Here is a 19,063-nt window from a genome sequence, read left to right as displayed (position 1 = left end):
CCCAACTTGTTTAAACTAAACCGGGCGCTTGAATTAAATTAAGTGTCCGGTTTATAAATTTAATCCTACCCATTCAAACCCAGACTGTTATAAAGCTGTACCTGCCATATTCCCAACACTTCTTTGAGCATGACAAAAGTAAATGCAGCATTATAACTGTTAGGAAATGCCGTAATTTCAGTATTGATAAAGTCAGAAGGCTGCGGAACAGGATTTAATCCAAATGTCTGAAACAGGGAAACCGCTCTTTTCATATGAAAGCCTGAAGTCACCAGATCTACACTGGAAGGAGCCATCTGCTTTAAAATCTTGCTGGAATATTTTGCATTTTCATACGTATTCATGCTTTTGTCTTCCTTAATAATATCAGAGTCTGGTACCCCCATTTTCTTTAAGCTTTCACTGAACAATTCCGCTTCACTGGTGCGGCCTCTTCCCTTTCCTGAAACCAATATTTTACAGGACTGATGATTTTCTCTGTATGTATAATACAGCTGATAAGTCTTTACCAATCTGGAATAGGACATGATATGCAGTTTTTCTGCACGGTCAAAATCTACAACCCCACCACCCAATACGACAATAAAAGGATGCTGAGAATTCTTATTTTTATCTGCACCAGTATTAAGGTAACTTTTCTGCAGATATCCGGACGTCAATTGACCCAGAAAACCATTTCCTATGAAAATGATAAGCAAAACAATTGATATACCAATTCCGGCTCTTAACTTTTTATACCTACTTTTCCTTTTTAGCACAGCAATTATAATCAGCCCCAGAAACACTAAGAAGTAAGGTTCTGTAAAAAGCTGTACAACACGAAATAAAAGGTCCAGTAAAAATTTCATCTATGATAATATTGATTACGTTCAGCAAACATCAGAATCTCAAATATAGCATAAGGCTTTCTTAACTTTTATAAAAGCAGTTTAATATTTGAATCTAATTTCTGAATGGTATTTCCATTTTAATATCTCTTTATAAAAATACAAAATCCTGCCACATGAATGCTTTTATTCTGTAAAAACAATACCTTTATTCTAACCCAAAATATCAATGAGATGAAAAATAAAATAATCTGGACGAATCTGTCCGAACGTACAGAGAAATTTCATGACATTAAATCATTTAATCAATATGTTAAAGCTAAATTACCAAAGCATAATTGGATAGACATTGGTTTTTATCCTGATCGCTTTATTTTGGCGACTCCCCCTGTCTGCCCTAATTTCTATCGTATTTCAATTAAATTTGAATTGAATGGTGAAGGTGACAAAAGTCTTATGTTTTTTTCAAGTCCCAATCAACCTATACAGTGGAACGTGGAAAAGCCTTTTAAAGGATATTACATTCAAATTACCGAGGATGTTATCTCCAATTATCAGCATTTAGAATATTCTTTTCTCACTTATGGACTGCATGAGCCACTTTATTTAGAGAAAGACGAAGAAATGGTCATAACCAGGATATTTGAGGATGCTTTGCGAGAATATGAAAGTAATAATTTTTCGATGAATCTGTTATTAGCCTATTGCAATCTGATGTTTGCCCATATTTCAAAATTTTATGAACGACAGTTTGGTGTGAGAAAAGAAAAAAATAACCGGTTGATTAGCGACTTCTTCAAGCTCTTAGACACTTATTACAGCAATAATAACGAAAGTGTCACTCAACCGACTGTCACCTATTTTGCCAAAAGGCTAAATGTTACTCCGAATTATTTAAGCGATGTAATAAAATTTCACACCGGTAAGCCTGTTTTAGAACATATTCACTTACAAATAATAGATACCTCAAAAAGCCTTTTAAAAAACAATAAGCATACTGTTTCAGAGGTTGCTTATCAATTGGGATTTGAATATCCTAACTATTTTTCACGCCTGTTTAAAAAAGTTACAGGAAAGTCACCTTCAGGTTTTCAAAAAAAATGATTGCGTCTAAAAACCCTTATTTATTTTCATCAATATTTGATACCGTTAAAGATTGAGAGCCCAGAGTAATTTTAATGGTAATACATATTAAATCCCACAAACAGCCAATCAAATTCGCAAGAAATTTTCTGAATCGGTAATTTGTATCCATACAACCTTTATTTGTTTTCGTCATTTTTGGTGTGATCTGAAGAAATTTGCAACATTAACTCATTAAATTTTAACATAATGGCATTTGAAAAAACTTTAGACTATCAAATAGATCACACCCTTGCAGGACGCTTGGGTAAAGAGGTTTATGAAAAGGCAATTGAGCAGCAAAAAAGTATATCTGAACAAGATTATGCTGCCATTAAATTTTTGGGAGAAAGAGCTATCCGCCCACCGTTCAGAACTCCGGTTCACAAGACTCCTGCTGATCATGGAATGAATGTTTGGGAGGATATTTATTTTCCTTCCAGTGATGGTGTTCCCCTCGAAGGCTGGTATATTCCTTCCGTAAAAGGCGAATCTGACAAACTTATCATTATGAATCATCCACTGCCAATGAGCCGTTCCGGATTTACAGGGCATTTTGGCGAACCGTTTTCGAGTGTGGATGACTTGGAAATTGATTTTGTTATTGAGATGAAACATTTATCCAATGCAGGATATAATATTTTAGCTTATGATTTACGGAATCATGGCAATAGCGGAACAGCAAACAACAATATATGCGGAATTGGACGTTATGAATGGCGTGATGTAGTTGGCGCACAAAATTATGTAAATAGCCATCCTGAATTGAGTAAGATGAAAGTGGCATTGTACAACCGCTGTACAGGTGGAAATGCAGCCTATGAAGCAATGTACAGATATCCTGAATTGTTTGATCATATTATCTGTTTTTTTGGACCAATGACCTTGTGTATGACGGCAATGATGAAAAAATTTGCAGGATATGCAGGCGTTGGCCAGTATTTGGAATTAATGGCTTTTGAACAATTGAAATTAGGAGGTTTTACTCATTACGAAATGGATCCAAAACCATTTGCACCCGCTGTAAAAGTCCCATACTTTATGTCGGAAGTTTTAGATGATGCCTGGACAGACAATCCAAATGATGCACAAGCCATATTCGATTTAATAGGTTCAACTGAAAAAGAACTGTTTTGGATTGAAGGTACAAACCGAAGATTTGATGCTTACAACTATTTTGGATTACATCCAGAAAAGATGATTGCATTCTTTGATAAGTATATGAAATAAAAAACATTAATTGTACAAGAAAAATTCTTTACAATAAAAAGGAGATCAGAAAAGGTCTCCTTTCCCGTATATCTGAAATTACTAATGATTTCCTCTGACAAAGTCTAATTTGAAAATTAATTACGGTTTGAAATAAACATTTTGTCTATTTTGAGTTGAGCCACCAATATTTTAAAGCCCAGTCTAGAGTTTCTATAACTGGGCTTCATTGAGAATGATACAAGGTGTCCTTATCTAAATTTATTTTTAGAAATCAGATGTTTCATCATGTGTATTACCCTTTCAGTACATTTTAAACTTCAAGTTTAGATTCAATTTTATCAGGATGGTTCAGACAATAGTGCAATTGTTCCTTATCAAGCTGCTTTTCCCAACGGGCAACTACAATAGTGGCAACGGAATTTCCTATAACATTCGTAAGGGCCCTGCACTCACTCATGAATTTATCAATTCCTAAAATCAAAGTCATTCCCGCAATTGGAATTTCCGGAACAACAGCAAGGGTTGCCGCTAATGTAATAAAACCTGCCCCTGTCACTCCTGCGGCTCCCTTAGAGCTTAACATGGCAACAAGAAGAAGTATCAGTTGTTTTTCAAACGAAAGATGGATATTGAGAGCCTGTGCTATGAATAAAGACGCAAGCGTCATATAAATATTTGTTCCATCTAAATTAAAAGAATACCCGGTAGGAATCACCAGGCCTACAACGGTTTTGGAACATCCCGCTTTTTCCAGTTTTTCCATAATTCCCGGCAATGCAGATTCTGAAGAGCTGGTTCCTAAAACCAAAAGGATTTCTTCTTTAAGGTAAATAACTAACTTAAAAATATTAAATCCATTATACCATGTTACCACACCTAAAACCAATACTACAAATAAGATAGAGGTAATATAAAATGTACCTACTAAAAATATTAAATTCAGCACAGAACTGATCCCATATTTTCCAATGGTAAAAGCCATTGCCCCAAAAGCACCAATGGGAGCCAGCTTCATCAATATATGGACTATTTTAAAAATAGGAGTGGAAAGATCCTGCAGAAAGTTGGTTATTTTATGGCTTTTTTCCTTAGTGAGTACCAAAGCAACCCCCATTAGAATTGCAATAAGAAGTACCTGCAGAATATTTTCTCCAACCAAAGGACTAAACAGGGTCTGAGGGATAATATTCATAATAAATCCGGTAACAGTAGAATCATGTGCCTTTTGCTGATATTCTGAAATATCTCCTGTAAGAGTCGAAGGGTCAATGTTGAGACCGGCACCTGGCTGTACTATATTTCCTACTATTAAACCTATGATTAAAGCCAGTGTAGAAAATGTTAAGAAATAGGCCATTGCTTTTATAGCAATTCTACCTACCCTTTTAAGATCAGTCATATGGGCAATCCCTAATGTCAAAGTAATGAAAATAACGGGTGCGATGATCATTTTTACTAATTTTATAAAACCGTCTCCTACCGGTTTCATTTTTTCACCCAGTTCAGGATAAAAATGTCCTAAAAGGATACCTGCGATGATTGCAATAATTACTTGAAAGTAAAGCTGCTTATAGAATTTTTTCATATGATGTGTTTTTTATAATTGGACTTTAAAAGTTTATCAGAATAGTAAGAATTGGGGGAAACTTATATCTGTATCCCTATACTGTAAGCAAAAAATACGGATCAGTGCCTGAATATTGAGATACCTGGTTTTGGCTAAAGTGAAATAGCTCTTATATTATTTCCCCCATTTCCTGTAGAATCTCTCAGTAGCTTTGATTCTTTAAATGGCTGTCATTTGATTTTCAGGAAGCTGTACTCTAGAGTACAATCTGCAGAGACAATAAATATTCTCCTTTTCTATCGAAAATTCTTTTTGTAGAAGGGTCATACAGAGGCCTGCTGCTATATTGGGCAACAATTCTTGTGTTTTGACCATATAGATAAAAATTGATGCCTGCATCAAAATAGCTTCCACTTTGGTTTAAGGCTTTCAAATCTTTAAGTGCATAATTAAAAAATGGCTGAACTTTTAAAATGTTACTAAACTTTGGAAGTACAAAACCAGCCTGTGAGAACCAAATGCTTCCTGTTCCCATCAGAACCCTGTTATTACCCGCACCTTCCAGTGCTGTTTCTCCTTTAAATTCGGGATCAGGTGTACCGGGATTTAAAACTCCGCTTAATCTTAAATAGTTCGGACCATAATTATAATTGTAATAAACAGAGTACAGCGTAAGTCCCATTTCTTTCTTTTTGTTTCCAATGGGTAATTCTGTGTATATATCTGTCCCCAATATACTGGTATCATGCGATTCAAAAACATCTTTGAGCGGCTGAGTGAGCGTAGACTGTTTATTGAAATAATAACCAATTCCAAAATTTAAAATCTTTCTTTTCCCCAGATTATTACCTGACAGAAAAGCATTTGCAGTAACTTCTTTATTGAAGAATTGATAATATACATATCCGGCATAAGATAGTTTTCCACTTTTGTTATTATCAACAGCTCCTCCTCCTACTGCAGGAGTCAGATTTGTTGCAAAAGGTTTATTGATGCTGAACCTGTAATTAAGCTTATCAAATTCTCCATGAACAAATACCCCAAACTGTCTTGAAAACTGATCTGCAACTTCAATAGTAGGAAAATTAAAAACAGGGAGATCTCCTGCCAGCATTTTGATACTGCTTCCATTCGATAATCGGCTTACCCCATTCCAGGAGTGTAACCCGGCTCCCACATACACGTTGTTTTTATTGGGTTTTCCTGTTTGAAAGTCATTTCGGGGAATAATCGCCAACTCGTTGTATGCGTCATGAATAAAAAAAGGTGCTCTTTTCCCTGCCCCGGTTGCTCCAGTTCCGGTACCTCCACCAGAAATAAAGCTTTCATTATTAGTCCCCACCTGAAAGTATACAGAATAAAAGGGAGTTACCTGGCTTTGAACAGTAAGCCTCATCCGTCGGATACTTGCATCGTAAGTCTGGTCCTGCGGAACTCCATTCACCTGTGTTCCCGGATTGTTTTCAATACTGCGGAGCCAGATCTGACTGGAAAGAGTAAATTTTATCCATCTGTCCCCTGAGGGATTTAGATTGATGGTAAGATCTCCAATATCCAGAGGATTTTTTTTAGCAGGTAAGTTATCTGATTTTTTTTCGATGTGAAGAGAATCCTGACTGTAAGCATATGGCATTACAATTAGGAAAAAAATTATTCTCAATTTTTTCATAAGTGTTTTTTTTCATCAATTTGTTTAATAAAACTATGCAAAACATTTTAATCCTGCAAGTCTTTCATAAAAAAAATCGATAACTATATTCCAATGTCATTATCTGATTTACAGCACAATAAAGCCTGACATCCAAAAACAGCTTTATTCTTCGGCTTTAGCAAAATTTGTCGATGATTAATGCAGGAATCCTTTTCTGATATATTGAGATAATGATAAAACCGGGGAAATTTTCTCTTTTTATTTATACAATTATTTTATACATTTGCAGGCATCAAACAACACACTAAAAAGTGTGTTAATAAAAGATAAACACCTACCCAAGTGAAAAAGCAGAAAAGTATCCATATTTTTATGACTCTACTCCATATATTTTTGGACAGACATTTTTATAAAGAAAAAAACAGAAACGCCTCTTTCAATATAAAGAAGAAGTTTCAACCCGAAAAAACATCATAACCCAAAAACAGATTGATCCAATCTTAAAAAATCATTTGCCGGTAAGAAAAGAAACACAAAACTTTTCCCTGAACAGGAGCAATTCCTTTTAGATTAGCATAACAGCATATGTTTCGGCCGCCAAAGGCGGCCGAAACTATCCACACTCCTTCACAGATACACCATTCTTAGCCTGAGTAAAGCATTCTATAATTCTAAAACTTTGCGGTGGCAAGAGATCAAAATCATGAGACTGAATATCATCACGTGCTTGAACTGTAAGAATGTAGTACACTGTTAAGGATATCAGGAGAATATCTGAAGACATTCATCAGCACACCCTTTTTCAAATGTACCCGAACTTTACTGTTTCTTAAAAACTTAGGTTTCCTTCGTGGCTGAAAAACTCATCACTTAGAGCTTTATATAAAAATGTTCATCGCCTCTTACACAAGCTCTTAATGGTTTAATAAAATACAATTTTTAAGTGGTTAATTAAAGGATGATAGTATTAAAAAATTTTAAACAGATTGACACTCAAAATTAATATTATCTCAATCTGATATGAGTTTTAAAAAGATATATTTGCCCTGTAAATTTAACACTGTCAATCACATGTCAACAGTTCTCAAAACATTTGTAGCGTATCTCAAAAGACCTGCTCTTTATCCTGAACTGGGCAGAAAGATCATCAAAAATACAATAAGCAGAAGAAGTCCATTCAGAGGAAAAGCAAAAACAAATGCCTGGGCGGCATCTATAGCAGTTTCTCAAAAACTAGCAGTTTCCTGGCTTTTTTCTATGGATACTGATCATTTCAGAAATACCTATGCTGATATTCTGGAAAAAGCAATTGCAAAAGAAGCACAATGCCCTATTACAATGGGTGGTGCCGGCGCACTGGAGCTTATTTACTATGCATGTGAATATACAAAAGCTCAAAATGTCCTGGAAACCGGAGTCGCTTATGGATGGTCATCATTGGCCATATTGCTTTCCCTTCAAAAAAGAAACGGAACACTGTACAGCTCAGATATGCCTTATCTTGCACAGGATGGAGACCGGTATGTAGGCTATGTTGTCCCTGAAAACCTTAAAAAATATTGGAAATTATTCCGGTTTGCAGACAGAGAATCTTTGCCTAAAATTTTTAAAAAAGTTTCTTCTTTTGATGTTTTCCACTATGATTCTGACAAAAGCTATCACGGAAGAATGTGGGCTTATCACCAGATCTATAAAAGACTGAAACCCGGTGCAGTCTTTATCAGTGATGATATTGGAGATAATTCGGCATACCAGGATTTCTGTCGTAAAAAAAATATTAGGACTTCTGTTGTAGAATACAGCGGAAAATATATTGGCGTTTTTATAAAAGAATAATCAGCGGCTGATCAATTGTTTATATAGTAAATGGAGAACATTAAGTTCTCCATTTTTCTTTTAATGATTAAACATCCTTTAATAAAATTTTTCAAAAAAAATTTGCGTAGCTAAATAACTACACATATATTTGTAGTCAAATAACTACACGATGAATTTAAGAAGAGATGTATTTCAGGCGATAGCAGATCCTACCAGAAGATCTATATTAATGTTGGTGGCGACACAGTCGATGACGGCAGGAGCCATTGCTTCTAATTTTGATACGGCGAGACCTACCGTTTCAAAGCATCTCCAGATCCTTACAGAATGCGAACTATTAAGATCTGAACAAAACGGCAGAGAAATTATTTATCACCTCAATCCCAATAAAATGAAAGAAATAGCCGATTTTATAGAACCCTTCCGTAAAATGTGGGACGAAAAATTCAACAAACTGGAAAGTGTGATGAAAGCGTATAAAAATAATATGAGACAATAGATAATAAACGAAAAGATGAGAGACTGTGGATGTCAAAGTTTAACTGTAAACCTCAATGTCAATAGTGAATTTTGCTTTGCAAGTGAATCGTCAATTATTTTTGAAAGGATAACAACGTTGAACATTAAACTTTAAACCTTGAACGATTGTATTCTCAAACTCTGGAACTCTCCCACTCTAATACTCAGAGAACCCTCAAACTTAAAAACCAAACTCAAAATATGGAACTCAAAACAAAAATACACGCAGAAGACGGCAAACAGGAAATCTTCATCATCAGAGAATTTGACCTTCCTGTAGAACTGCTTTTCAAAGCCTATACAGAAGCTGAACTTTTTGAACAATGGATGGGCACCAAAGTCACCAAGTTTGAAAACCAACCCCACGGAAGCTACCGTTTTGAAACGTCCAATCCTCAGGGAGAAGTGATGTTCAGTGCCAATGGAACCATTCATGATATTGTTCAGAATGAGAAAATTATAAGGACTTTCCAGATGGAGAACACTCCTTTTCCTGCTCAGATCGAGTTTTTAACATTTGAAAAATTAACAGGCAACACCAGTAAAATCACGATCCAGACAATTTATAAATCTATTGACTTCAGAGACCAGCACCTGAAAATGCCATTTGCCCAGGGAATTAATATGGCGCATAACCGTTTGCAGGAGTTGTTTAAGTAGGAGAAATAGATAATAGACGAAGAGATGATAAACAATGGGCAACAAGGTTTAAATTGTGGGCATCAATGTCAATAGTGAATTTTGCTTCGCAAGTGAATCGTCAATCATTATTTGATAAACAGCAGAACCTTGAACATTAAACTTTAAACCTTAAACCCTTATACTCTCCCACTCTCAAATCCTCAAACCCTAAAACCCCGAATCTCGCATCCCGAAACCCAAAACTCTCCCACTCTAATACTCTCAAACCCTCAAACCTCCCACACAATGAATCCAAAAGTTAATTTTTTCTTCGAAAAAGCCACACAGTGGAAAGAAGAATTTGAAAAATTAAGGACAATCGCGTTAAGCACCGAATTAGTAGAAGATTTAAAATGGGGCTGTCCCTGCTATACCTATGAAGGGAAAAATATTTTCCTGATCCACGGCTTTAAAGAATACTGTGCCCTACTCTTCTTTAAGGGGGCTTTGATGAAAGATCCGGACCATATCCTGATTCAGCAGTCTAAAAATGTGCAGGCCGCAAGACAGATCCGCTTTACCGATGTGGAACAAATTAATGATCTGCAAGACATCCTTCGTCAATATATGTTTGAAGCTGTTGAAATTGAAGAATCGGGCGCTAAAGTGGAAATGAAGAAAACAAAAGAGTTTGAAATAGCGAAAGAGTTTCAGGAAAAGCTGGATCAAGATCCTGCATTAGAGGAAGCTTTCAAAGCATTAACACCAGGAAGGCAAAGGGCCTACCTGCTTCACTTCTCCTCTGCCAAACAGTCCAAAACCCGCGAAGCCCGCATTGAAAAATGCATCCCACAAATCATGGACGGAATAGGATTAAACGACTAACTATAAAAACAGATCATGAACACACCACAACCCTCACAAAAAAGAACAAAGATTATCTACTGGATATTCACTCTGTGGATGGCTCTGGGAATGGTTTCCACTGCCATTGTCCAACTAATGAAAAACAAAGATGAACTGGCCAATTTTACCAACCTCGGCTACCCTTCTTATCTGATGACCATTATCGGCGTATGGAAAATCCTGGGTGTTATTGCCATCCTTATACCTAAACATCTGTTGCTAAAAGAATGGGCTTATGCCGGATTTTTCTTCGTGATGTCAGGAGCTATCATTTCCCATCTTATTGTGGGGGATACAGCCGGCAGAACTTTTCCCGCAGTATTACTATTTGTATTGGTACTTATTTCCTGGTATTTCAGACCTGCAGACAGAAAAATTACTGTTATTAATTAATAATTTTAAAAACTAACAGTCAAAGATTTTATCTGCGATAAAATCTTTGCGCCTTAAACAATCCCTCATTAAAATAACTTGCGTCTTTGCGATTTCCAACAAAACAAATTCGACATGAAAACTCAACTAACCCCGGAACAAATCAACGAGTTTTTAAATACAGCCAGCAGAACTTTTCTCCGCAGTATTATTATTGGTACTGGTTATTATTTCCCGATATTTAAGTCCCATGGAAAGAAAAATCACTATTATTGATTAATAATCTTAATAATTAACAGTCAGAAATTTTATCGCAGATAAAATCTTTGTGCCTTAAAACAAGCCATTATTAATAAAACTTGCGCCTAAGCGAATTCCAACAAACACAATAAAACAAAATTTGACATGAAAACTCAACTAACTCCAGAACAAATCAACGAGTTTTTAAATACAGCCAGCAGAACTTTTCCCGCAGTATTATTATTGGTACTGGTTATTATTTCCCGGTATTTAAGTCCCATGGAAAGAAAAATCACTATTATTGATTAATAATCTTAATAATTAACAGTCAGAAATTTTATCGCAGATAAAATCTTTGCGCCTTAAACAATCCCTCATTAAAATAACTTGCGTCTTTGCGATTTCCAACAAAACAAATTCGACATGAAAACTCAACTAACCCCGGAACAAATCAACGAGTTTTTAAATACAGTCAGCAGAACTTTTCCCGCAGTATTATTATTGGTACTGGTTATTATTTCCCGGTATTTAAGTCCCATGGAAAGAAAAATCACTATTATTGATTAATAATCTTAATAATTAACAGTCAGAAATTTTATCGCAGATAAAATCTTTGCGCCTTAAAACAAGCCATTATTAATAAAACTTGCGCCTAAGCGAATTCCAACAAACACAATAAAACAAAATTTGACATGAAAACTCAACTAACCCCGGAACAAATCAACGAGTTTTTAAAAATACTAAAAACCCGATTTGAAAAAAATATGAACCGACATAAAGATTTGAAATGGGAAAAAATCCAGCAAAGATTGGAAGCCAATCCCGAAAAAATCTGGTCTTTATATGGAATGGAAGCCACTGAAGGTGAACCCGACGTGGTAGATTATAATAAAAAAACAGATGAATATTCTTTCGTTGACTGCTCCCCCGAAAGTCCAAAACGCCGAAGTTTATGTTATGATTATCAGGCCTGGGATGCCAGAAAAGCCAACAAACCAGAAAGTAACGTCATCGACACCGCTAAAGAAATGGGTATTGAACTTTTGACAGAAGAACAATACCGTCATCTTCAGGAATTGGGAAAATTTGACCAAAAGACTTCAAGCTGGATCAAGACACCCCCTGAAATCCGGGAACTGGGAGGTGCACTGTTCTGTGACAGAAGATACAATACCGTATTTACGTATCACAACGGTGCAGATTCTTATTATGCGGCAAGAGGATTCAGAGGAGTATTAAAAGTATAAAGGAGAATAATCAACTGGGATCTCTCAACCAGGGAGATTCCACACTCCAGAATATAATTTTTACGCCCAGATAATTTTCTGCATATTCTGTAAATTCTTCTTTGGTAAAAGGCTTTTTAGTTTTCGGATTTGTATACGTTAAAGTCGGCTCCTGAACGGCCATTGCTACCAGAGAAAGCTTTCCTTTGTACTGATTAAAAAAAGGATAAGAATTTTTCATTTGTGCTTTCTTACCCGGAACAATATCCGGTCCGCCCAGTCCTATATTATTTTGGTAAGCAAAATCGAAAAGTCTTGACATATACTGGTGATCATTTTCCCATTCGCATGGAAAGAAATTGACATATTGCAGAACGTAAGAATGGTGGAAAGCGTTTCTTGCAAACTTTAGATTTTCCAACTCAGCCTGAAAATAGCCATCGCAGCTAAATCCTGTTTTATCTTTTTTCATGTCAATGTCAATCGCCGTTTCCGGAAGATTAATTCCCTGGATTTTGCCGTCAAATTTCTTTGCCAGCTCTCCTATCAGTTTCTGAAATCTTTTTCGGACTGCCGGATTCCATTGTTGGGTTGCCCAACCGCTTCCCACAGGTTTGTTCTCACCCGGATTATCATATTGAGGAATAAGCCCGCCATTATATTCTTTATCGTTCAAAACATAATCAGGAATATATCTTGCCTGCGGTTCAAAGAATCTGTCCTGAAGCTGGATAAATAATTTTCTATTGAGTTTTGTAAGATAATCCAGATCCTTCTCAATAGCAGAAAAATCATACACATCTTTTGTTTTTTCCAAAGCTTTCCAGTTATATACAATCTGTACACCACCAATATCTTCTCTTGTAATCATCTTTTCAATTCCATGCAGGTCTCCTGATGAAGTATAAATATAATTTTGAGGAGCCTGTGCGGTCACAAACTGTACCCCTAAAATAAAAAATCCCAATCTCAGCACTCTAGTCATCTTTTTCATTAAATCAATTTTCCATGGTCAATCATTTTTCATGCCTAAAAGCATTTACAAGTTTTAAGTCTGATGAAAATTATCCTTATTTACCAACAATTTTCTTTCATATATAAATACTATTGTTATTTTTGGAATACGAAATTTGATTTTAACAATTAAGGATATGAAAAAATTAATCTTATTGGGTGCTGTATCAGCTTTTTTAATCAACTGTAATAAAAAAACTGAGGCACCGGCTCCCAAGGCAGAGGCTGATACCGTGGCTATTGCTGAACCTGTGGTAGATACACTTGGACCAAAATCGTTCTGTTATATCGGAGTAACCGGAAAAGACAGTGTTTTTGCGTCTATAGATGACAATTTAGGAACGATCACAGGGAAATTATCGTACAAAAACAGTGAGAAAGACAGTTCAAAAGGTGATGTTACTGGTTTCAAATCAGGAGATACGCTAAAACTGACTTACGAGTTCGCTTCAGAAGGCCAAAAGAGCAAGAGAGATATTTACTTCATCCAGAAAGACAATACTTTAACGGAAGGAATTGGTGACCACAAAGAAGAAGACGGACAATCCAAATATGCTGACGAAAAGAAAATCAGCTATAAAGACGGACAGAAACTAACCGCTGCAGATTGTAAAATAGTCAGCAAAGCTTTAAAATAACAAGTAATTATAAATAAAAACAGCCTTCTTCTAGGCTGTTTTTTATGTTAATTCTGTTTCTATAACTTCAATAAAACGATTTACCGCTTCATCCCCTGTATTCCAGGAAGTGATAAGACGAACCGCAGAAAAGTTTTCATCTACTTTTTTCCATACGTAGAATTCAAAATTTTCAGACAGCACCTCAATAAGATCGTTATTGAGAATAGGAAAAATCTGATTGGTATAGGTATCCGCAAGAAAAGCAGTGCCCTTTTTCTGTAACGCTCTCTTAATTTTCATAGCCTGCTGATTGGCATGTTGTGCCAGATCAAAATACAGATTATCCTTCATCAGTTCCATAAACTGAATTCCCAAAAGTCTTCCTTTTGCCAGTAACGCTCCTTTCTGTTTGATATTAAAAGCAAAATCCTCCTGTAGAACGGGATTATTAATCACAATTGCTTCTCCAATCAAAGCTCCGTTCTTAGTGCCTCCAAGATAGAAAACATCGGTAAGAGCAGCTACCTTTTCCAGAGTAAGATCACTGATTTCCGAAGTCAGACCATGTCCCAGTCTGGCTCCGTCCATAAAAAGGTATAATTTATTCTGCTTACAGAATGTTGAAAGCTCTTCCAGTTCTTTTGCCTGATAAATCGTTCCCAGTTCTGTAGAATTGGAAATATAAACCAATTTGGGCATTACCTGATGAGGAACATTTCTATGGTTTTCCAACACGGGAATGATATCCGATGGCCTCAGCTTCCCGTCTATAGTTTCAATGCTCAGCACTTTATGACCTGTGGCTTCAATAGCTCCGGTTTCATTATTTAAAATATGCCCGGAAGAAGCGGAAATCACACACTGATAAGGTTTTAAGATCGCTGAAATAACAATTAAGTTAGCCTGTGTCCCTCCTGAAAGCAAAAAAACTTCAGATGCTTGATTATTAATTTTCTCCTTGATTAAAGCTTTAGCTTTCAATGAATATTCATCTTCGCCGTAGCCAGCCTGCTGGTCAAGATTGTATTGTAAAAGAGCCTGTAAAATATTCGGGTGGCACCCCTCAGAATAGTCGTTTTTGAATGAAAATTTCATAGAGTAAAAGTAAAAAAAGTTAAAATAACAAGAGCCAACTTTTCATTTTATTTTGTTAGATTTGTATTGAAAATCATCTAACATTTTGAAAACAACCCTAACAGAAGAGAATTACCTGAAAGCTTTGTTTCATTTAGTTGACAATGAAGGAAAGGTTACGATTAATGAGCTCAGCAAATTTTTGAATGTAAAAATGCCGAGTGTCAATAATATGATGAAGAAATTTGCCGAGAAAAAATGGGTGATTTATGAGACATATAAGCCTCTGATCGTTACCGAAAACGGAAGGCGTGAAGCAGCCCTGGTGGTTAGAAAACACAGGCTTACCGAAATGTTTCTGGTTAAAAAAATGAATTTTGGCTGGGAAAATGTTCATGAGATTGCGGAACAGCTGGAGCATGTACATTCACAGATCTTTTTTGACAAAATGGATGAGATTCTGGATCATCCTAAGTTTGATCCTCATGGAGAACCTATTCCTGATAAAGACGGAAATATTATTGCCCAGGATCTGCAGAAATTAAGCGTCTGTGAACCGGGTGAAAATGTAACTTTTGCTTCAGTTACCCTTTCCGACGATGCTTTCCTGACTTACCTGAATGACAGGAAACTTCTCCTCAATACAAAAGTGAAAATTATAAAAATTGAAAGTTTTGATAAGTCGATGACCATAGAAATTGATGGCAAAACTGAAATATTAAGCAAAAAAGCCACTGAAAAAATATTGGTTAAAAAATAGCCTTTAACCTATCAAATATTTAAACCATTAAGAGACATTTAAAAGAATAAAGTAATGAAGATTAAACATTCTGATTTTAAGGTTAATGCAAAACTTATCTGACTTAATGGTTAAAAAACAGGTTCAGTTTAAAAATTCAACTTTAATTTTTTTAAGTCATTAAAGAATAACATCTATTGGGTTATACTGTTAAAAAACGGTTAAACTCCTCTTCTGTAAATCCTGAAGATTTATTTTTAATTAGGTTTGCAAAATATTCTACTTACTTTGTCTTTTCTGACAAGTACAAACATTAATTATTACTTAAAAGAATTATGAAAAAAAGCATTCCGTTTTTTATTATTTCGATGTTGCTAAGCCCATTGACAAATGCACAAACCACGCAGGTAAGAGATTTTGTAATTGAGCCGCAGATTAAACCCAATTTTTATATTTACAAGACTTTTGGCGTATTTGGCGGAAAAGAATATTCGACCAATGCAGTGTATCTGGTGACTAAAAAAGGAGTTGTTTTGTTCGATGTTCCCTGGCAGAAAACACAATATCAAAGCCTGTTGGATACCATTCAGAAGCGCCATCACCTTCCTGTTATTGCAGTATTTGCCACCCACTCTCACGAAGACAGAGCCGGAGATTTAAGTTTCTATAACAATAAGGGTATCAAAACTTATGCAACAGAGAAGACCAATGAACTTTTAAAGAAAGACGGAAAAGCAACTTCTAGTGAAATTATAAAAACCGGTAAGCCTTACCGTATTGGTGGAGAAGAGTTTATAGTAGACTTTCTGGGTGAAGGACATACAGTGGATAATGTAGTGGTTTGGTTTCCTAAATATAAAATACTGGACGGTGGATGCCTTGTAAAAAGCAGATCAGCAGCAGATCTCGGCTATACCGGAGAAGCCAACATTGCACAATGGCCCCAAACCATGGAAAAACTAAAATCCAAATACGCCCAGGCAACCCTTATTATCCCGGGGCATGATGAATGGAAAGGCGGTGGACATGTAGAACACACTCTTGATCTTCTGAATAAAAAATAAACCTTTAGGGCCCCGGCGTTCGCCGGGGCCCTAAAGGTTTAAAAACAGTATGCTAAAGACTAATGCTTTTTAGAAGCTGTACTACACGTTCAATTTCTTCCATTGTATTGAAATAATGAGGAGATAACCGGATAGCATGGTCTACCTCTTTAAAACTAAAATCAATTAACGCATCACCTTTACGGTTTTCCTTAAAAAATACATTGTTACCACTCAGAATCTTTTGGATTTTTTCAACCTTTCCGTCTGGCTGGCAGAAGGTAACAATACTGCCCAATCTGTTTCCTTTATCCAAAACGGTGAAACCACTATCCTTCAGATGGGTTCTCAGAGTATCTGACAATATACGGTTATAGCTCTCAATCTGGCTTACACCAATAGCATTCGCATAACGCAGCGCTTCTGTAAAGCCCAGCAGAGAAGCATATGGTCTTTCAAAAAGCTCAAATCTTTTAGCAGTATCATTGAGCACGAAATCATCAAAAGAAATCCATTTAGCCCCGATACTATCTAAAAATAAAGGATACATGGTATGATGTAAAGCTTTATCAGAAACATATAAAAAACCTGTTCCCCGGGGCCCCCTCATAAACTTTCTTCCTGTTGCTGTCAGAAAATCACAATGAATTTTTTCGACATCTACCACAATCTGTCCTACAGACTGACAGGCATCTACAAGGTAAAGAACATCATATTGCTTACACAGCTTCCCTACTCCTTCTATATTCTGAATAAGCCCGGAATTGGTAGGAATATGAGTAACAGCAATCAATTTAGGATTGTGCTTTCTGATTAAACTTTCAAAATCCTCAAGATCCAGCTCATGGTCGGGCAGATTGGCAGCCCTGATAATTTCAATACGGTATCTTTTCTGCAAAGAAATAAAAGCTATCTGATTGGATATATAATCATCATTGGTGGTTATGATGCAGTCTCCTTCTTTAAAATCAATGCTTGATAAAGCTTTGGCATAGCCATCTGTAGAACTGCTTACGAAGGCAATATTGGAAGGTTTTGTATTGATCAGCTTCGCTGCCTCTTCATAAAAGCGGCTGATCCTCTCCGAGTTTCGCATCACTGCTGCATAGCCTCCGATCTCCTGTTCTTCATATAAATACTTAACTGTACTATCCACAACGGACCTGGGCATTAATGACGCCCCTGCACTGTTTAAAAATATTTTATCCGAGCATCCCGGAGTCTCCTGTCTGATAACTTCTAAATTCATTTCTCTCAATCCTTACAACAAATGTACTTTTAATTTTTTCTATATAAGGCATAAAAAATCCCGGATTTTCACCCGGGACTCTATATTTAATAAGTGATTTTAATCTAAAACACTCCAGCCTCTCTTAGGATTTGTATTGGCAGAAACTTCCTGCTCGTTAACAATAATGTTTTCTTTTCTCTGGCCGATGTAATCCAGTTCGCTCAGTTTAGAGAAAATAGTCTCAAGGCTTCTCAGCATCTGCTGAATATAAAGCAAAGGTTCACCACAGTTATGATGGTCATAATTGGTCTCTGCTACAATAGAAAGCTGGTTCAGTAAAGTATGAGGGGCAATCTCACTCCACTCTAAACTGTAATTCAGCATTTCTTCCAGTTCTGCCGGAACCAGAAGCTGGGTGGAGTTGTATAAATGAAGTGCGAGCCTGGCAAAAGACTCAATCAGGAATACAGGCGGCTGCCAGGGGGTAATATTTCTGAACTGGAAATACATATCTCCAAAAGTATTGATCATCGTTATACACAGGAACTTAACGTTTTGCGCCAAAGCCGTATTCTGATTTTTATGGGAAGCTTTCTGAATGATTTTAAAAGCATACTGCTGAAGGTTCCCGATAGACTTCGCATAGCTGCTGTAATAATCTACCAAAGCCGGATGGCTCTGTACAGAAGTACATGGCGGGATAAAGTTGGAATCTACCTGAGCAATATTTCCTTTTAAATCTACCTTCCCGATGATCAGATAATTTCCTCCCGAATAGCTGCTGTTCAAAGAGGTTACAGGAAGCAATTCAATGTGATGGTTAGGTTGTGCGCTAGGATGGCGTGGCGGAATTTCTTCAGGATCAATATCTCCAAAAGGTACTTTGTCAAAAGGATTTACAGAGATCAGGATGTAATATTCACCATCTGCCTGCTCTTCATTCATTGATTTGGCCAATGATTTTACACTGATCCTTCTGTCCGTAAGTTCAATACGGTATCCAGCCATCGTAACAGCGCTGCAACGTTTGATGACCAGCTGTACGTCATTGGTTGCCGTATTATGAACATCAAAAATGGTACGGTCTGTAAATTCATTGGAAATAGGCAGAAGCCCATAATTATATGTCGTGATTCCAAGGGAGTTGGAATCTCTGATGGTATCAATTAAGAAATTATCCTGATCATTAAGGTGTCTCTGGGAAACCTTCATCCCATCCACCCAGTTGATTGCAAAATGTTTAATAGGCTGTATCATGTTT

General features: G+C 36.3%; 21 protein-coding genes. 14 read left to right on the top strand and 7 right to left on the bottom strand.

The window, feature by feature from the left end; all coding sequences use genetic code 11:
• Window positions 1–65 precede the first annotated feature (65 nt).
• The gene (locus CRS_RS05145) at window positions 66–848 is read right to left on the bottom strand and encodes a YdcF family protein (RefSeq protein ID WP_142722996.1); all 783 of its coding nucleotides are present in this window, start codon (window positions 846–848) and stop codon (window positions 66–68) included.
• Window positions 849–1,061: 213 nt separating this feature from the next.
• On the opposite strand from CRS_RS05145, the gene CRS_RS05140 reads away from it, so the two are divergent.
• On the top strand, window positions 1,062–1,931 hold the full coding sequence (locus CRS_RS05140; protein WP_172617004.1) for an AraC family transcriptional regulator: 870 nt from the start codon (window positions 1,062–1,064) through the stop codon (window positions 1,929–1,931).
• 228 nt (window positions 1,932–2,159) lie between these two features.
• Window positions 2,160–3,179 carry a S9 family peptidase gene (locus CRS_RS05135; protein WP_142722994.1) on the top strand — a complete coding sequence of 340 codons (1,020 nt, stop codon included), beginning with the start codon at window positions 2,160–2,162 and terminating at the stop codon, window positions 3,177–3,179.
• 292 nt (window positions 3,180–3,471) lie between these two features.
• On the opposite strand, the gene CRS_RS05130 is transcribed toward CRS_RS05135, so the two are convergent.
• Both CRS_RS05130 and CRS_RS05125 read right to left on the bottom strand, forming a co-directional pair.
• Entirely contained in the window at window positions 3,472–4,746 is a 1,275-nt protein-coding gene (locus CRS_RS05130) for a dicarboxylate/amino acid:cation symporter (RefSeq protein ID WP_142722993.1), read from the bottom strand.
• A gap of 238 nt (window positions 4,747–4,984) precedes the next feature.
• Window positions 4,985–6,397: a porin gene (locus tag CRS_RS05125; RefSeq protein WP_142722992.1), complete on the bottom strand. Its 1,413-nt coding sequence runs from the start codon at window positions 6,395–6,397 to the stop codon at window positions 4,985–4,987.
• Between the two features lie 1,053 nt (window positions 6,398–7,450).
• Between CRS_RS05125 and CRS_RS05120 the strand changes: the two genes are divergently transcribed.
• The 9 genes from CRS_RS05120 to CRS_RS05080 all read left to right on the top strand — a co-directional run bounded on the left by CRS_RS05120 (window position 7,451) and on the right by CRS_RS05080 (window position 12,102).
• Window positions 7,451–8,215: an O-methyltransferase gene (locus tag CRS_RS05120; protein ID WP_142722991.1), complete on the top strand. Its 765-nt coding sequence runs from the start codon at window positions 7,451–7,453 to the stop codon at window positions 8,213–8,215.
• A 151-nt stretch (window positions 8,216–8,366) separates the two neighbouring features.
• Complete coding sequence (locus tag CRS_RS05115) at window positions 8,367–8,696, top strand: helix-turn-helix transcriptional regulator (protein WP_142722990.1); 330 nt, start codon at window positions 8,367–8,369, stop codon at window positions 8,694–8,696.
• A 221-nt stretch (window positions 8,697–8,917) separates the two neighbouring features.
• Window positions 8,918–9,376: an SRPBCC domain-containing protein gene (locus tag CRS_RS05110; protein WP_142722989.1), complete on the top strand. Its 459-nt coding sequence runs from the start codon at window positions 8,918–8,920 to the stop codon at window positions 9,374–9,376.
• A gap of 267 nt (window positions 9,377–9,643) precedes the next feature.
• The gene (locus tag CRS_RS05105) at window positions 9,644–10,222 is read left to right on the top strand and encodes a YdeI family protein (RefSeq protein WP_142722988.1); all 579 of its coding nucleotides are present in this window, start codon (window positions 9,644–9,646) and stop codon (window positions 10,220–10,222) included.
• Between the two features lie 15 nt (window positions 10,223–10,237).
• Entirely contained in the window at window positions 10,238–10,636 is a 399-nt protein-coding gene (locus tag CRS_RS05100; RefSeq protein WP_142722987.1) for a DoxX family protein, read from the top strand.
• Between the two features lie 114 nt (window positions 10,637–10,750).
• Window positions 10,751–10,891 carry a hypothetical protein gene (locus CRS_RS24340; protein ID WP_172617003.1) on the top strand — a complete coding sequence of 47 codons (141 nt, stop codon included), beginning with the start codon at window positions 10,751–10,753 and terminating at the stop codon, window positions 10,889–10,891.
• A 129-nt stretch (window positions 10,892–11,020) separates the two neighbouring features.
• Window positions 11,021–11,164: a hypothetical protein gene (locus CRS_RS05090; protein ID WP_185150433.1), complete on the top strand. Its 144-nt coding sequence runs from the start codon at window positions 11,021–11,023 to the stop codon at window positions 11,162–11,164.
• Between the two features lie 114 nt (window positions 11,165–11,278).
• Window positions 11,279–11,422, top strand: a complete 144-nt coding sequence (locus CRS_RS05085; protein WP_185150432.1) for a hypothetical protein — start codon at window positions 11,279–11,281, stop codon at window positions 11,420–11,422.
• A 125-nt stretch (window positions 11,423–11,547) separates the two neighbouring features.
• Entirely contained in the window at window positions 11,548–12,102 is a 555-nt protein-coding gene (locus CRS_RS05080) for a DUF4256 domain-containing protein (protein WP_142722986.1), read from the top strand.
• Window positions 12,103–12,112: 10 nt separating this feature from the next.
• Here the strand turns inward: CRS_RS05080 and CRS_RS05075 are convergent, their stop codons facing one another.
• A complete protein-coding gene (locus CRS_RS05075) occupies window positions 12,113–13,075 on the bottom strand; it encodes a hypothetical protein (RefSeq protein ID WP_228451182.1) in 963 nt (320 codons plus the stop codon).
• Between the two features lie 157 nt (window positions 13,076–13,232).
• Here CRS_RS05075 and CRS_RS05070 point away from each other — a divergent pair, with 157 nt between their 5' ends.
• Window positions 13,233–13,733 (top strand): hypothetical protein, encoded by a 501-nt coding sequence (locus CRS_RS05070; RefSeq protein WP_142722985.1) that lies wholly within the window; start codon window positions 13,233–13,235, stop codon window positions 13,731–13,733.
• A 42-nt stretch (window positions 13,734–13,775) separates the two neighbouring features.
• On the opposite strand, the gene CRS_RS05065 is transcribed toward CRS_RS05070, so the two are convergent.
• Complete coding sequence (locus CRS_RS05065; RefSeq protein WP_142722984.1) at window positions 13,776–14,810, bottom strand: low specificity L-threonine aldolase; 1,035 nt, start codon at window positions 14,808–14,810, stop codon at window positions 13,776–13,778.
• Between the two features lie 85 nt (window positions 14,811–14,895).
• On the opposite strand from CRS_RS05065, the gene CRS_RS05060 reads away from it, so the two are divergent.
• Entirely contained in the window at window positions 14,896–15,549 is a 654-nt protein-coding gene (locus tag CRS_RS05060; RefSeq protein ID WP_142722983.1) for a metal-dependent transcriptional regulator, read from the top strand.
• 314 nt (window positions 15,550–15,863) lie between these two features.
• Window positions 15,864–16,592 (top strand): IND family subclass B1 metallo-beta-lactamase, encoded by a 729-nt coding sequence (gene blaIND, locus CRS_RS05055; RefSeq protein WP_142722982.1) that lies wholly within the window; start codon window positions 15,864–15,866, stop codon window positions 16,590–16,592.
• A 52-nt stretch (window positions 16,593–16,644) separates the two neighbouring features.
• Here blaIND and CRS_RS05050 read toward each other — a convergent pair whose 3' ends face one another.
• Window positions 16,645–17,820, bottom strand: a complete 1,176-nt coding sequence (locus tag CRS_RS05050) for an aminotransferase class V-fold PLP-dependent enzyme (protein ID WP_228451181.1) — start codon at window positions 17,818–17,820, stop codon at window positions 16,645–16,647.
• 99 nt (window positions 17,821–17,919) lie between these two features.
• Window positions 17,920–19,059, bottom strand: a complete 1,140-nt coding sequence (locus CRS_RS05045; RefSeq protein WP_142722980.1) for a hypothetical protein — start codon at window positions 19,057–19,059, stop codon at window positions 17,920–17,922.
• Window positions 19,060–19,063 lie beyond the last annotated feature (4 nt).

The organism is Chryseobacterium sp. ON_d1 (genome assembly GCF_006829085.1).
GTDB lineage: Bacteria > Bacteroidota > Bacteroidia > Flavobacteriales > Weeksellaceae > Chryseobacterium.
The sequence above is the reverse complement of the archived record's forward strand: the minus strand, read 5'-3'. Positions and strand labels throughout refer to the sequence as shown.

Coding starts and splice junctions, on each gene's coding strand:
- CRS_RS05145 (WP_142722996.1), bottom strand. CDS start 848: ATGAAATTTTTACTGGACCTTTTATTTCGTGTTGTACAGCTTTTTACA.
- CRS_RS05140 (WP_172617004.1), top strand. CDS start 1,062: ATGAAAAATAAAATAATCTGGACGAATCTGTCCGAACGTACAGAGAAA.
- CRS_RS05135 (WP_142722994.1), top strand. CDS start 2,160: ATGGCATTTGAAAAAACTTTAGACTATCAAATAGATCACACCCTTGCA.
- CRS_RS05130 (WP_142722993.1), bottom strand. CDS start 4,746: ATGAAAAAATTCTATAAGCAGCTTTACTTTCAAGTAATTATTGCAATC.
- CRS_RS05125 (WP_142722992.1), bottom strand. CDS start 6,397: ATGAAAAAATTGAGAATAATTTTTTTCCTAATTGTAATGCCATATGCT.
- CRS_RS05120 (WP_142722991.1), top strand. CDS start 7,451: ATGTCAACAGTTCTCAAAACATTTGTAGCGTATCTCAAAAGACCTGCT.
- CRS_RS05115 (WP_142722990.1), top strand. CDS start 8,367: ATGAATTTAAGAAGAGATGTATTTCAGGCGATAGCAGATCCTACCAGA.
- CRS_RS05110 (WP_142722989.1), top strand. CDS start 8,918: ATGGAACTCAAAACAAAAATACACGCAGAAGACGGCAAACAGGAAATC.
- CRS_RS05105 (WP_142722988.1), top strand. CDS start 9,644: ATGAATCCAAAAGTTAATTTTTTCTTCGAAAAAGCCACACAGTGGAAA.
- CRS_RS05100 (WP_142722987.1), top strand. CDS start 10,238: ATGAACACACCACAACCCTCACAAAAAAGAACAAAGATTATCTACTGG.
- CRS_RS24340 (WP_172617003.1), top strand. CDS start 10,751: ATGAAAACTCAACTAACCCCGGAACAAATCAACGAGTTTTTAAATACA.
- CRS_RS05090 (WP_185150433.1), top strand. CDS start 11,021: ATGAAAACTCAACTAACTCCAGAACAAATCAACGAGTTTTTAAATACA.
- CRS_RS05085 (WP_185150432.1), top strand. CDS start 11,279: ATGAAAACTCAACTAACCCCGGAACAAATCAACGAGTTTTTAAATACA.
- CRS_RS05080 (WP_142722986.1), top strand. CDS start 11,548: ATGAAAACTCAACTAACCCCGGAACAAATCAACGAGTTTTTAAAAATA.
- CRS_RS05075 (WP_228451182.1), bottom strand. CDS start 13,075: ATGAAAAAGATGACTAGAGTGCTGAGATTGGGATTTTTTATTTTAGGG.
- CRS_RS05070 (WP_142722985.1), top strand. CDS start 13,233: ATGAAAAAATTAATCTTATTGGGTGCTGTATCAGCTTTTTTAATCAAC.
- CRS_RS05065 (WP_142722984.1), bottom strand. CDS start 14,810: ATGAAATTTTCATTCAAAAACGACTATTCTGAGGGGTGCCACCCGAAT.
- blaIND (WP_142722982.1), top strand. CDS start 15,864: ATGAAAAAAAGCATTCCGTTTTTTATTATTTCGATGTTGCTAAGCCCA.
- CRS_RS05050 (WP_228451181.1), bottom strand. CDS start 17,820: ATGAATTTAGAAGTTATCAGACAGGAGACTCCGGGATGCTCGGATAAA.
- CRS_RS05045 (WP_142722980.1), bottom strand. CDS start 19,059: ATGATACAGCCTATTAAACATTTTGCAATCAACTGGGTGGATGGGATG.